This window comes from Cupriavidus basilensis (assembly GCF_029335485.1).
Lineage (GTDB): Bacteria > Pseudomonadota > Gammaproteobacteria > Burkholderiales > Burkholderiaceae > Cupriavidus > Cupriavidus basilensis_E.
Genome location: NZ_JARJLM010000501.1, coordinates 1 through 12,205, shown reverse-complemented (window position 1 = coordinate 12,205; position 12,205 = coordinate 1). Strand labels below are relative to the sequence as shown.

Genomic DNA, 12,205 nt, shown 5'->3' with positions numbered 1-12,205 from the left:
ATCGCTTTCTTTTGGTTACTTTTCTTTACGAGTAAAGAAAAGTGACACCTCCATGTGCCCAAGAGCCCGACGCCACTCCGCCTTTAGGCCCTGCAATCCTAAATCAGATCCCTGCGCGATACGCACCCGATACGCTCACGCACCCGCGGCTCTACCCCGGAGACTTTCCAGCCACCGATTGATGGTAGCAGCCTCGCCTGCATTTTCCTGCACGGCGGGCCAACAATTCACAGGCTGCTCCGCGAGCCCGCGCACCTCCCGCGGACTCAGGCTGAAGCGGCGGCGAAAGGCGCGGCTGAACGTGCTCTCATTGGAAAAGCCGTAACGATACGCGAGTTCCGCAATGCTGAGCCCGCTGCCCCTGGATCGGGCCAGTGCATCGAAACAGCGATCCAGCCGCCTGCCCTGGATGTAGGCATTCACGCCGCCGTCACGCTCGAACAGGCGATAGAGGCTGGCCCGGGACAGGCGGAAAACGCCGGCGACCTGCTCTGGCGAAAGCGCTTCCGCGCCCAGGTGTTCTTCGATATGGCGCTGCACCAGCCTGCGCATGCTGCGGCGCGCCGCGGTCTGTACTTCAGGCTCGCTATCCCGAAGCCTGGCGCCACTGCCCTCCAGCATGATCAGCGCCGCGGTGACCGAGGCCGCCATCTCCTCGCCGGTCAGGCAGGCGCCGGCCAGCATGAGTTGCGACAGGTGAGACGCCAGCAGCCGCGTCGAACCCTGGCCGGCATCCAGCACGGTACCGTGCAGGTTCCAGCTCCGCAGCGAGGCCGGCAGGCGATCGCGCGGCACCGTCAGGGTGATATTGGCGAAGGACGGCGTCCAGCTATCCAGCGTCCGACCCAGGTCCAGCAGGCTGATCGAACCCTCGCCCGCGCTGAGCGCCCGCTTGCCGTATTCGCCCTGAACCCCGCCCTTGACGTAATGCTGGACAAGGATATGGTCGATATTGCTGCGCCGGATCTCGACGATGCCGCGGTGGAAGCGATGAGCGCCAGCGCCGCTGCAGCGGGCGATCAGGCTATCGCCCAGGTGAAACACCTTCAGCTCGCCGGAGAAGGCGTCCGGCCTGGCGCCGATCTCGACGTCGAAGAGCGGCGACAATGCCGTGCGCCAGAGTTCGCAGGCATCCGGGTGCGCCTGCCCATCGAGCCTGACATGCACTTGCGGCGGCGTTGCCGCCGGCGCGCCGCCGGTGGCCTCCGTGCCGGTGTGCGGTTGCGCTGCGATGGGTCCGGCTGCAGGGGCTGACACGTGACTCCCGGGGAGGTTCAGGTTGAGGCCTTCGGCACGGCCCGCAGCGGCATCGCGCCGCAGCGGGACCGCATGCGGCACTGCGCGCAGGCCTGCCGCAGACCGCATGATATCGAATGGAAGGCATCAGGCGCGCATTGCGGCAAAGCACCCCGCGCGTTGCCATGCATTTCCTGTGCCGCCCCCCCCGTCAGCCGAGCTGCGGCTGCGTGGCAGCAAAGCTTGGCCGCTGGCGCATGGCGGCATGCGCCCGCTGCACGTTGGGACACTTCTCCAGCAAGGCCGCGCCTTCGGGGAACATGCCGACGTAGGCCAGGATCGGCGCGAGGAACAGGTCGGCCATCGACATCGCCGTGCCGACCAGGTAGTCGCGCTCGCCGTAGGCTTGCTCCAGCGTGTCGAGATGCCGGGCGATCTCCGGCAGCGCCGCGTCGATCACGGCGCGGTCGGGCTGGCCGTTCTCCCCCTTGGGGAAGACGTACTGCAGCACGTAGCGCCGTACCATGGCGTCGTAGGCATGGCAGTTGACCAGGCTGATCCACTGCTCGCCGCGCGCATGGGCGGTGACGCCCCACTGGGGCAGCAGGCTGGGTCCCTCGAAGGCTTCGTCGATATAGCCCAGGATGGCACGGGTCTCGTAGAAGGAGATCGGGCCATCGCACAGCACGGGGATGCGGCCGAACGGATTGTGCGCCAGCACCTCCGGCGTGTGCGGATGCAAGGGCTGCAGCGTATAGGCCACGCCTTTTTCTGCGAGCGCCATGCGCACCGTGCGGCAGTAGCTGCTGCGCGGATCGCCGATCACGGTGACGGTGGCAGCGCTGCCGCTGGGATCCAGGTAATCGGCCAGGCGGTTGTACACCGACTGCCAGCCGCCCAGGTGCGAATCGCGGCTCTGCGTATCCGGGAATCCGCTATGGCGCATATGCAGGTGGGTGCCGCCGTCCTGCTCCGTCAGCGTGACCTCGATCAGGGTCTTGAGATCGGGGGGCAGGGAGCCGGCTTCCCATTGCCACGTATAAGCGAGGAAGTCGGCGCGGTCGAGCGCCTGGTACTCGCCGCGGACGATGTGCTTCGCACCGTCGCGCCCGCCCATCACGATGCGGTATTTGCCGCCCACACGCGGGTCGGCGGTGGCTTCGAGCACGCCCATGCCGCGCGGACAATGCCACGCGGCCAGCGCGGACTGGCTGGTGAATGCATCGAATACCTTGTCGCGCGGGGCGCGGATGAAGCGGGTCATTTCCAGGTGGAAGGTAGCGGCTTCGGTCATGATTTTTTCCCTCGGGCTTTGGTTGCATTGCGGGTGCCCTGGCCGGCGTCCGCAGCGTGGGTGCGCTCGACGAATTCGACAAGGCGGTCCAGGTTGCCTTCCCAGTGGCGGCGATACGTATCCAGCCAGTCATGCGCATCCCGCAGGGCTGCGGCACGCAGGTGACAGATACGCCAGCGCGCGCTGACTTCGCGCTCGATCAGCCCGGCATCCGCCAGCACGCGCAGGTGCCTGGAAATGGCCGGGGCCGACATGGCGAACGGGCGCGCCAGCTCGCTCACCGGTGCCTCGCCTTCCGCCAGCCGGGCCAGGATGGCGCGGCGGGTGGGATCGGCCAGGGCGGCAAAGATGGTGGTAAGCGGGTCGATTGGGGATGGCATGAACTCATTTAACCAACAGGTTAATCGAAAGTCAAGGCGAGTTCGTGTAGCATGGCCCGCACCATCGCAATCACGCCGACGCTTGGGAGAACGCAGGGATGCCGCGCAGGGAATCGGACGAAGCGAACGAAGCGGTCGAAGCGAACGAAGCGGTCGATTTCGACATTCTCGCCCGCGCCGCCAGGGCGGCCACGCGGTACCGGGAGGCCGTCGCCGCGGACACGGGACAGCCGGCCGCGTCCTATGCCACGTGCCGCCAGGCGTGGCATGGCCCTACCCCCGAGACCGGCGCCGGCGCGGAGGAAACGATCGATGCCCTGATCGCGCTGGCGGAACCCGGCCTGCATCCCACCACCGGAGCGCGCTTCTTTGGCTGGGTGGTCGGCGCGTCGCATCCGGTCGGGGTGGCCGCCGACTGGCTCACCAGTGCCTGGGGGCAGAACTGCGGCAACCATCTCGGCGCGCCATCGGCCGCGGCGGCGGAAGAGACCGCCGCCAGGTGGCTGCTCGATATCCTGCGCCTGCCCGCCGGCGCTTCGGTCGGCTTTGTGACCGGCGCGACCATGGCCAGCTTCGCCTGCCTCGCGGCGGCGCGCAGCCATGTGCTGCAGCAGGCCGGCTGGGATGTGGAGGCGCAGGGCTTGTTCGGCGCCCCGGAAATCCATGTGCTGGTGGGCGACGACGCGCATACCTCCATCCTCGCCACCCTGCGCCTGCTGGGTCTCGGGCGGGACCGCGTGAAGCGCGTGCCTGCGGGCCCCGACGGCGCGATGCTGGTCCCGCAGTTTCGCGCCGTGCTGGCGAGCTGCGAGGGTCCGGCCATCGTGATCGCGCAGGCTGGCCAGATCAATACCGGCGCCTTCGACCCGGTGCCGGAAATGCTGCCGGACATCCGCGCGCGTGGCGCGTGGCTGCATGTGGACGGGGCTTTCGGGCTATGGGCCCGGGCTTGCCCCGAAACGGCCCCGCTGGCCGCCGGGTTCGAAGGCGCGGACTCCTGGGCGACCGACGGGCACAAATGGCTGCAAACGCCCTACGACTGCGGCTACGCCATCGTGGCGCACCCGGACGCGCACCGGCGCGCGTTGACGGCGGCGGCCAGCTACCTCCCCCCGGCGGACGTGGACGAGCGCGATCCTTCGCAGTATGTGCCGGAGCTTTCGCGCCGCGCGCGCGGCTTTGCCACCTGGGCCATGCTGCGCCATCTCGGGCGCGAGGGCATCGCCGGCATGGTGTCGCGCCACTGCCGGCTGGCGCGCCGCATGGCCGCGCGGCTGGAACGGGAGCCCGGCATTGCCGTGCTGAACAGCGTCTCGCTCAACCAGGTCATTGCCGGCTTCGGCACCGGCGAGGACGATGCCGAAGCCGGCCGCCTGACACGGGAGGTGATCGCGCGCGTGCAGTCGGCGGGAGACTGCTATGTCGGCGGCGCGCGCTGGAAGGGACGCGAGGCGATGCGCGTGTCGGTCATCTCCTGGCCCACCGGAGAGGACGACATCGACCGCGCCGCGGACAGCATCATCGACGCCTGGCGCACTGTCTCCAGGCATCGATGACGTGGCGCGCCGGCTGGCCTGCGCGCGCGGGAGACCTGGATCAGATCTTGGTGACGAAGGTCCTGGCGTGATACAGCGCGGTCAGGCTGAGCGCCGTGATGATGACGATGGCGAGCACGTCCGCGCCCGGATAGCCCCAGAAATCCGACATGGCATTCTCCTCGAACATGTGGTGATGCAGCGATGTTTGGTCAATGTGGCGATGACTCGCGCGGGGTTATAGCAAACCGGTATCCAGCATGCGCTGGCGGCCGAAGTCGCTCAGCCGGAAGCGGAACCGCATCTTGTCGGCATAGGCATCGAATCGTTCCTCGACGCTGGTCACCAGGCCGCCCGAGTACAGGTCGGTCAGGATGACCCGCACCGAACCGGCCCAGTAGGGTCCTTGCTTGCCATACTCCTGGCAGACCGACGCGGCGATATCGCTATCCCACATGCCGTCGGTGCCGGCGATCTGCTGCAATATGAAACCCTTGATATGCACTTTCGCCATTTCGTCGTCTCCGTTTCGTCGTCCCCGCCTGGGGAATATTGCGCCACCTTCAGAGTGCGCGGACCACTTCGAGGACGTCGCTCTTTTCCGTGTACATCAGGAAAGCGCCCGACACCACCAGCGTGAGGCCCAGCAGGAAATTCCACGCGGGGAACTGCAGCGTGAACGCCGCCAGGAACACCACGGCAAACGCACCGTAGAGCGCGGCGATCGCCTGCCCGCGGCCAACGCCGATCAGGGGGAAGGACTTGTACCAGGAGACATAGCAGAACCCGAAGGTGATGCCGGCCAGCAACAGCCAGGTGATAGCCTTGAGATTCCAGGTCTGCACGATCAGGTGGATCACGTCGACATCGCCGAACAGCGCCAGCGCCGGCAGCACCAGGCACAGCCAGTAGAGGGCTTCGGCGGTAAAGCGCACGGTGATGCCGCAATCCGGATCGGTCACATCGAGAGCGCGTCCCGCCAGTGCGCCCTCCACGCCCCAGCCCAGCGCCGCCATCGCGCCGCCGAGATAGCCCAGCCACGAGGTATGCCGGCTTGACGCGCCCGACAGTTCGCCCAGGATGCCGGGCGCGTAGATGGCGATGCCGCCGCCGATGATGACCAGGATGCCCAGCGCGGCGCGCAGGGTGATCTTTTCGTTGTACCAGACCCGGGCGATGCTGGCGCCGATGATCGGATACAGCAGCCCCGCGATGGCGGCGAACACGGCGCCCACATATCCCATGGCGAGAAAGGAACCGAAGATCGCCATCGGGCCGCCAAAGATGGCCGCGGCGAAGTACCACTTGGAGATGCGCCGCACGCGCACCAGGGTCCGGCCGAAATCCCGGAACTTGCCCAGCACGATCAGCCACAGGAAGAGGAACAGCAGCACCGAGAATGCATTGAACGTCGTGATGACGGCCGCCGCGGTCAGGAACTGCCGGGGGTTCGCCATATCCATCGCGGCGAACGGCGCCTCCTTCCAGACCGCCGCGCCGGGCACGTACCACGCGCCCCACAAGACCGCGCACCATAGCGCCCAGATAAATCCCCAACGGATACTGCGGGCACGGAATGCCGCTTTCGCCTGGCCGACGGTTGTCATGAATCCTCCTGTGGTAAGCGCGTCGGGATGCGCGCCTGTTTCCAGCTTCTGGTTCTGCTGCTCGCTTGCCCTCTTGTCCTCTTGCCCTCTTGTCCTGCGGCGCTGCCGCCGTCACGCCGGGAGATTCTCGCGGCGGTGCAGGAGGATTATTGGAGGCAGGCGGCGGACAGGCAATAATCCAAAGGGGAGATACCTACAAAGAGGCATGAGGGCGAGGCAATCCACCCCGGAAAATGCAGGCGGTGCCGGCGCGCCTGGCGCGCACGCCTCCCGGCCGCCGGGGCCCGGGGCAACGGCGGCGGTTGCGGGGCGCACGCAGGCACCGGGATCGGTGCCGGGAGATCAGTGGCGCTGCTTCTGGTGCTCGTGGCGCCAGACCACGGCCTCCAGCCGCGAATGCAGGTTCAGCTTGGACAGCACGTGCTTGACGTGCACCTTGACGGTACCCACGCTGATGCCGAGCTGGCGTGCAATGGTCTTGTTGCACAGGCCTTCGGCCAGGAAATCCAGCACCTCGCCTTCGCGGCTGGTCAGGTCCGCCTGCGCGGCGGGCACCCGCTGGTTGGTCGCGACCACCTGCATCAGGCTGCCGGTGACCGATTCGCTCAGTACCGAGGCGCCATTCGCCGCGCGCCTGAGACAGTCGCACAGGTCTTCGGGCTCCATATCCTTGAGCAGGTAGCCATGCGCGCCGGCGCGCAGCGCCGAGACCACGTCGCGTTCGCTGTCCGATACCGTCAGCATGATGAAACGTGCGTCGACCTGTTTTTCCCGCAAGGCGCCGATGGTTTCGATGCCGCTCATGCCCGGCATATTGAGGTCGATCAGGATCACGTCGGGTTGCATGCGCACGGCCATGTCGACGCCTTCCGCGCCGGAGCCGGCTTCTCCGACCACGCGGAAATCCTCGTCCATGGCAATGAGCTGTGCCAGGCCTTTGCGGAAGAGGGCATGATCGTCGATGACCAGAACCGTATTGCCAGTCTCCATGGCCAGTTGTCTCCATTCTTATATTTCTGCGCGGCCGCGGCGCCTTGTTCCGGCTTGCTGCTGCCTGGGCCGCGGGCCGCACCGCCACCTGTGCCGGTGGCTGTTTTGCAGGGGTATCGGAGATGGTACACGGCATCCCTGCTCTTGTGGACGCCGCCGGGCCTGGAGCGGAGCGGCCGCCCATCAGGATTTCCCTGATTGCGCCGCGCGCACTACCAGTCCGGCTGGCTCACGGGGCAAAAGCGCACTGCAACGCAGCATCCGCCGCCCGGACGCGGTGTAATGGCCAGGGCGCCGTCGAGGCTGAGCGCGCGCTCGCGCATGATGGCCGTCCCATGCTGGTTGCGCGGGTCTGCCGCCGGTTCGAAGCCGAGCCCGTCGTCTTCGATGGTGATCGCGATCGCGCCGTTGCCCTCCGGCAGCAGCCTGACCGTGGCCTGCGACGCGCCCGCATGACGCACGACGTTGGACAAGGCCTCGCGCACGATCTGCACGATGTGGAACTCTTCGTTGGCGGTGAGCCGGCAGCTCTTGAGGCGGTTGTCCAGCGTCATGGCTACGCTGCTGCGCGCGCCGTACTCGTCCAGCGCCTCCGCCAGCGCGGCGGACAGCCCCCTGGCGTTGATCTGCGTGCGGAACGTGGTGATCAGCTCGCGCAGCTTCCGGTAGGCGCCGTTCAGGCCCTCGCGCAGCGCTTCGGCGGTCGACGCCAGCTCGTCGCGCGCGTCCCCGCGTTCCGACAGCGTGCGCAGGCGGCTGACCTGGATCTTCATATAGGACAGCGATTGCGCCAGCGAGTCGTGCAGTTCGCGGGCCATGGCCGCGCGCTCTTCGATCAGCGCAACCCGCCGTCCTTCCTGCATGCGGCAAAAGCCGCCGATCGCCAGCGCCAGGTGACGCCCGACCGCCTCGGCGATCTGGCTGCCGTGCAACTGGCATTCCTGCGCGGTGCCGAACACCAGGAACAGGTGGCCATGGCGCACCTTGCCATCGCCGATGGGCACCGCCATGCCGGCCCCGGTGCCGCCCGCCCGCGCCGGCGCGCCATGCGCCTCCATTTCGAACACCGTATGCGGGCCGGCCACCGCCAGCGTGCGCACGCGTTCCACCTGCGCCCAGCCCAGCTCGCCGGCATGCACCACGGCCGGCAACTGCAGCGCCTCGCTGGTCTCGGCGGCCAGGCAGATGCCGCAGGCCCGCGCCGCCAGGCTGTCGGCCACCGCATGGCATACATTGCGCAGGGCCTGGGGTCCCAGCGCTTCGCCGGACAGCGCCGTCATGACCTGGTCCAGCAGCGTCAGCCAGCGGTCCTGCGGCGGCATGGCCGGCGCACCCGCCGCGTGCGCCGGGACCTCGCCGGCCTGGCGCCGCAGCCGCAAGCCAACCAGCAGGCCGCCCGCGGCAACGATCAGCAAGGCAATGCGTACCGCGATATCGACCCGCAGGTGGCGCTGCAGCGATTCGGAAACGTCCACCGCCGCCTGCTCCAGCAGCGGCATGGCGCCCGCCACGGTATTGCCCGGCGAGGCCGCGAAGGCGCCGGCTTGTTCCGCCTCGGCAAGCGCTGACCCGAACGGCGGATCGGCCAGCAGCGCGCGCGCCTCCGCCAGCCATTGCCGCGCCCCGGCACCCGCTTCATCGCCGCGCGCGAAGCCGCTGCCGCGCTGCCGCAATTCGGCCGCCTTGGTCATGAAACGCACCGCCTCGCTGGACCAGGCCGCGGTCAGCACGGGCTGCACCATCAGCGCCAGCGCGGCCAGCGCGGCGACCGTCGTCACCACCATCCATGCACGCGCGGGATGCGGTTGCCGCATGCGGAAAAGCAAGTATGATGGCGTGGCGCGTCGGGAAGGCACGGGGTTGGAGTTCATCGGATCACCTTGGGTCGCCATGCGCATTCAGCCCTGCGGGTTCGCATACCGGCGCATACCGGAATAACGAACGCGAATGCATGCGGGGAAATAATAAGGAGACAAGAGGGATTAGCGTGAGGGGAGCATCATGCTGACCGTATGGCTGTACCTGGCCGGCGCGGCCGCCGCCTGCGGCTACGCCATCGCCGCCACCATGGGCTGGCTGCCTGCCAGCATGCCGCTCGCGGCCGCCTGCCTCGGCGCGGCGCTGACCCTGGTGCTGGTGGCCGCCGTCGCCAATCGCCGCGCGCCCGCCAGGCTGCCCGGCGCCATCGCGCCCCGGCCCGGAGCCGGCCCCATCCCGGCCCATCACGACTATCGCGCCCTGGTCGACGGCATCGAGGACATCGTGTTCGAGACCGATGCCGACGCCGTTTTTCATTTCCTGAATCATGCGTGGAAATCCATCACCATGCTGGACGTGCGCGTATGCCTGCACACCTCGCTGTTTCGCTATGTCCATCCCGACGAGCAAGCCCTCAACCGCGAGCAGTTTCTCACAATCCTCTCGCAAAGCAGCGATGCCTGCCGCTACGAAACGCGGCTGATCTGCCATGACGGGCAGCTGCGCTGGATGGAGGTGCGGCTGCGGCCCCGCTTCGATGGGCATGGCCAGGTGTGCGGCACCACGGGCACGATGACCGATGTCCACTCGCGCAAGCGCGCGGAAGACGTGCTGCGCGCCCGCGACCGCAGCCTGTCCACCCTGCTGGACCACCTGCCCGGCATGGCCTTCCGCTGCCGCAACGACCGGCGCTGGACCATGGAGTTCGTCAGCGATGGCTGCTTCGAGCTGACCGGGCTGGAGGCGGTGGACCTGCTCAACCACCCGTCCTACGACGAACTGATCCATCCCGACGACCGCGCCTACGTCTGGGATTATGTGCAAAGCCAGCTGGCGCAGCACAAGGCCTTCCATCTGCGCTACCGCATCCGCACCCGCGCGGGCCAGGAGAAATGGGTCAACGAACGCAGCCGCGGCATTTTCGCCGGCAACGGCACCCTGCTCGCCATCGAAGGCTTCGTCTCCGACATCAGCAGCCAGAAACGCGACGAGGAGCGCGCCGAACGCGAGCCGCTGCACGACCGCCTGACCGGCCTCAAGAGCCGCGCCCTGCTGCTCGACCGGATCGACCTGGCGCTGCAGTACGGCGCGCCCTTCATGCTGCTCTGCCTGGATGTGGACAACCTCAAGCGGATCAACGAGCGGCATGGCCGTGCCTTCGGCGACCAGTTGCTGGGCCTGCTGGGCGAACGGCTCGCCGCCTGCTGCAAGGCGGGCGTCTCGGCCGGCCGCAGCGGCGGCGACGAGTTCGCGATCCTTGCCCTGGAGGCGCCCGCCGACCCTGCCCCCGGCCTCGACGGGCTGGCCCGTTTCGCGGGCAGCGCGCTGGGAGACCGCCAGCTGGCCGGCGTGATCTCCGCGCTGACGCTGGCGGACACCATCGCGAGCCTGCTGGACACGCCCTTCGAGATCGGCGGTGCCTCGGTTTCCATCAATGCCCGGCTCGGCATCGCGCTCAGCCTCGAACGCTACCCGGATGCCCGCACCATGCTGCGCGACGCCATGCGCGCCGTGTATTCGGCCCAATGGCAGAGCTCCGGCGGCACGGTGCGCCTTGCCTTCGCCGGCGAGGCGGCGCGGCGCTCGGCGCAGGCGTGGCGCCGCGCCGTGGGCGAGTTCGCGCGCGGCTTCGATACGCAAGGGCTGCAGGTCAGCCTGGCCCAGGTCGTGCCGCCCGGCAGCGGCCCCGCGTGGGCCGAAGGCGCGGCGTGCTGGCATTCCGCGCGCACCGGCATCATCCCCGCGGAGCACCTGTTCCTGCATGCATCCCGGGCCGGCATGCTGGAAGCGCTGGTGGAACGCTACCTGCTCGCCATCTACGACCAGGCACGGCCGCGCTTGAAGCCGCGCCAGCGGCTGTGCCTGTGCCTCAATGCCACCCCGCTCAGTGCCGCGGTGCTGCGCGGCCTGCACGGCGCCCTGGCCGCCATCGCCGGCAAGGCCGCACCGGCCCAGCTCGACCTGCTGCTGCCGCCCTGCGCGGAGCCCGGCCTGACGGACCTCGATGCCGTTCTTGCAGGTTTGCGGGGAAACGGCATCCGCCTCGGGGTGGACCTCACCCTGGCTGCCGCCCGCGATGGCCCGCCCTTGCCCGACTGGAGCCTGCTTGCCGATTTCTGGCGTATCCGCGTCGGCCCGGGCACCCAGGAAGCCGGCCGCCTGGAGCGCCTGCTGGAGATCGCGGCCCGGCACGGCATAACGGTAGCGGTGGCGGGCGGCCCCGACACCTTCGCCGCCCAGGGCCGGTTGCTGCATCGGGTCGGCGTGGCGGAGCCGATCGCGCCGGATGCATAGATGGCCGCCGGCGCGCATGGCAGGCAACGGTCGGCAGATCGGGACGTCAGAAGGTGCGCTTCAGGCCGAGGATCCAGTGCGCGGTGCCGAGGCGCTTGCCGTCGGCCACCCACAGCGTGCGGCTGGCGTTCGTTCCCGTATAGGCGAAGGAGACGGTCCAGCCGCCGCCGAAGGTCTTGCTGATGGCGGCGCGCCAGTCCGTATAGTCGTATTCGCCGTAGTTGCGCACCCACTGGCGGCCCACGTGCAGCCCCAGCGTGAAATCCTGCGGGAGCGGCACGTCCGCGTTCAGCTCCAGGTAGCCGCTGCCATGCGAATTGCCCTTGCCGGTACCGATCGAGGCGCTGCTGTACCCAAAGAAGTTGGTCAGCGTGCGCGAATATTTCAAGGTCAGGATATGCCAGCCGACGGCGCCGTACAGTTCGAGCGTGTTGTATTTGTCGTCCGAGCCCGGCAGCTTGGGATTCTCGGGATAGTAGAACTGCAGCAGGCCGACATCGAAGCGCCAGTCGCCGAAGCTGCGGGCGTAGCCGCCGTACAGGTCCAGTTCCAGGCTGGCGTCGTTGATCGCCTTGTGGCTGACATTGGTGCCCCAGATCCCGGCATACAGGCCGCTCTCATGCGCGTAGTCGAAACCGCCCTGCAGCGCCGGCCGGTTCTGCGTATAGGTGATGCCGCGAAAGACATAGTTGCTCATGAGCGCGACGTTCCCGCTCACGGTATGCGGGCTGGCGGGCGCCGCCGGCTCTTCCTGCGCAAACGCGCATGGCATCGTGCCGGCCCCCGAGGCGAGGAAACAGCCAGAGGCAAGCGCCCTGGCCCAGCATGGCGACAGTTTCATGATTTACCTTCGACAGGACGAAGCGGCGGAGTGACCGCAGTAACGGGAGC

At 68.1% G+C, this 12,205-nt stretch carries 11 protein-coding genes; 3 read left to right on the top strand and 8 right to left on the bottom strand.

Features of this window, described 5'->3' with window-relative positions; genetic code table 11:
* Positions 1-135: 135 nt before the first annotated feature.
* From P3W85_RS31040 to P3W85_RS31030, 3 genes are all read right to left on the bottom strand, one after another.
* Positions 136-1,257 (bottom strand): helix-turn-helix domain-containing protein, encoded by a 1,122-nt coding sequence (locus tag P3W85_RS31040; protein WP_276267575.1) that lies wholly within the window; start codon positions 1,255-1,257, stop codon positions 136-138.
* A gap of 190 nt (positions 1,258-1,447) precedes the next feature.
* Positions 1,448-2,530 (bottom strand): SRPBCC domain-containing protein, encoded by a 1,083-nt coding sequence (locus P3W85_RS31035; RefSeq protein WP_276267574.1) that lies wholly within the window; start codon positions 2,528-2,530, stop codon positions 1,448-1,450.
* Positions 2,527-2,910, bottom strand: a complete 384-nt coding sequence (locus P3W85_RS31030; protein WP_276267573.1) for an ArsR/SmtB family transcription factor — start codon at positions 2,908-2,910, stop codon at positions 2,527-2,529. Before P3W85_RS31030 ends, P3W85_RS31035 begins: the two co-directional genes overlap by 4 nt.
* 98 nt (positions 2,911-3,008) lie before the next feature.
* Between P3W85_RS31030 and P3W85_RS31025 the strand changes: the two genes are divergently transcribed.
* Positions 3,009-4,466 carry a pyridoxal phosphate-dependent decarboxylase family protein gene (locus P3W85_RS31025; protein ID WP_276267572.1) on the top strand — a complete coding sequence of 486 codons (1,458 nt, stop codon included), beginning with the start codon at positions 3,009-3,011 and terminating at the stop codon, positions 4,464-4,466.
* 217 nt (positions 4,467-4,683) lie between these two features.
* Here the strand turns inward: P3W85_RS31025 and P3W85_RS31020 are convergent, their stop codons facing one another.
* From P3W85_RS31020 to P3W85_RS31005, 4 genes are all read right to left on the bottom strand, one after another.
* Complete coding sequence (locus tag P3W85_RS31020; RefSeq protein ID WP_017224685.1) at positions 4,684-4,959, bottom strand: hypothetical protein; 276 nt, start codon at positions 4,957-4,959, stop codon at positions 4,684-4,686.
* A gap of 49 nt (positions 4,960-5,008) precedes the next feature.
* Complete coding sequence (locus P3W85_RS31015; RefSeq protein WP_017224686.1) at positions 5,009-6,052, bottom strand: DMT family transporter; 1,044 nt, start codon at positions 6,050-6,052, stop codon at positions 5,009-5,011.
* A gap of 342 nt (positions 6,053-6,394) precedes the next feature.
* A complete protein-coding gene (gene narL / locus P3W85_RS31010; protein ID WP_017224687.1) occupies positions 6,395-7,042 on the bottom strand; it encodes a two-component system response regulator NarL in 648 nt (215 codons plus the stop codon).
* 212 nt (positions 7,043-7,254) lie between these two features.
* Complete coding sequence (locus P3W85_RS31005; protein WP_276267571.1) at positions 7,255-8,856, bottom strand: histidine kinase; 1,602 nt, start codon at positions 8,854-8,856, stop codon at positions 7,255-7,257.
* 187 nt (positions 8,857-9,043) lie between these two features.
* On the opposite strand from P3W85_RS31005, the gene P3W85_RS31000 reads away from it, so the two are divergent.
* Positions 9,044-11,314 (top strand): PAS domain-containing protein, encoded by a 2,271-nt coding sequence (locus P3W85_RS31000; protein WP_276267570.1) that lies wholly within the window; start codon positions 9,044-9,046, stop codon positions 11,312-11,314.
* Positions 11,315-11,360: 46 nt separating this feature from the next.
* Here P3W85_RS31000 and P3W85_RS30995 read toward each other — a convergent pair whose 3' ends face one another.
* Complete coding sequence (locus tag P3W85_RS30995; RefSeq protein WP_017227205.1) at positions 11,361-12,086, bottom strand: TorF family putative porin; 726 nt, start codon at positions 12,084-12,086, stop codon at positions 11,361-11,363.
* On the opposite strand from P3W85_RS30995, the gene P3W85_RS30990 reads away from it, so the two are divergent.
* Entirely contained in the window at positions 12,010-12,189 is a 180-nt protein-coding gene (locus P3W85_RS30990) for a hypothetical protein (RefSeq protein ID WP_276267576.1), read from the top strand. The two genes, P3W85_RS30995 and P3W85_RS30990, sit on opposite strands and share 77 nt — an antisense overlap.
* Positions 12,190-12,205: the final 16 nt, after the last annotated feature.

Excerpts from the sequence above, each read along its gene's own strand:
- P3W85_RS31035 (WP_276267574.1), bottom strand. The coding sequence starts at position 2,530 with ATGACCGAAGCCGCTACCTTCCACCTGGAAATGACCCGCTTCATCCGC.
- P3W85_RS31030 (WP_276267573.1), bottom strand. The coding sequence starts at position 2,910 with ATGCCATCCCCAATCGACCCGCTTACCACCATCTTTGCCGCCCTGGCC.
- P3W85_RS31025 (WP_276267572.1), top strand. The coding sequence starts at position 3,009 with ATGCCGCGCAGGGAATCGGACGAAGCGAACGAAGCGGTCGAAGCGAAC.
- P3W85_RS31020 (WP_017224685.1), bottom strand. The coding sequence starts at position 4,959 with ATGGCGAAAGTGCATATCAAGGGTTTCATATTGCAGCAGATCGCCGGC.
- P3W85_RS31015 (WP_017224686.1), bottom strand. The coding sequence starts at position 6,052 with ATGACAACCGTCGGCCAGGCGAAAGCGGCATTCCGTGCCCGCAGTATC.
- narL (WP_017224687.1), bottom strand. The coding sequence starts at position 7,042 with ATGGAGACTGGCAATACGGTTCTGGTCATCGACGATCATGCCCTCTTC.
- P3W85_RS31005 (WP_276267571.1), bottom strand. The coding sequence starts at position 8,856 with ATGCGGCAACCGCATCCCGCGCGTGCATGGATGGTGGTGACGACGGTC.
- P3W85_RS31000 (WP_276267570.1), top strand. The coding sequence starts at position 9,044 with ATGCTGACCGTATGGCTGTACCTGGCCGGCGCGGCCGCCGCCTGCGGC.
- P3W85_RS30990 (WP_276267576.1), top strand. The coding sequence starts at position 12,010 with ATGAGCGCGACGTTCCCGCTCACGGTATGCGGGCTGGCGGGCGCCGCC.
- P3W85_RS30995 (WP_017227205.1), bottom strand. The coding sequence starts at position 12,086 with ATGCCATGCGCGTTTGCGCAGGAAGAGCCGGCGGCGCCCGCCAGCCCG.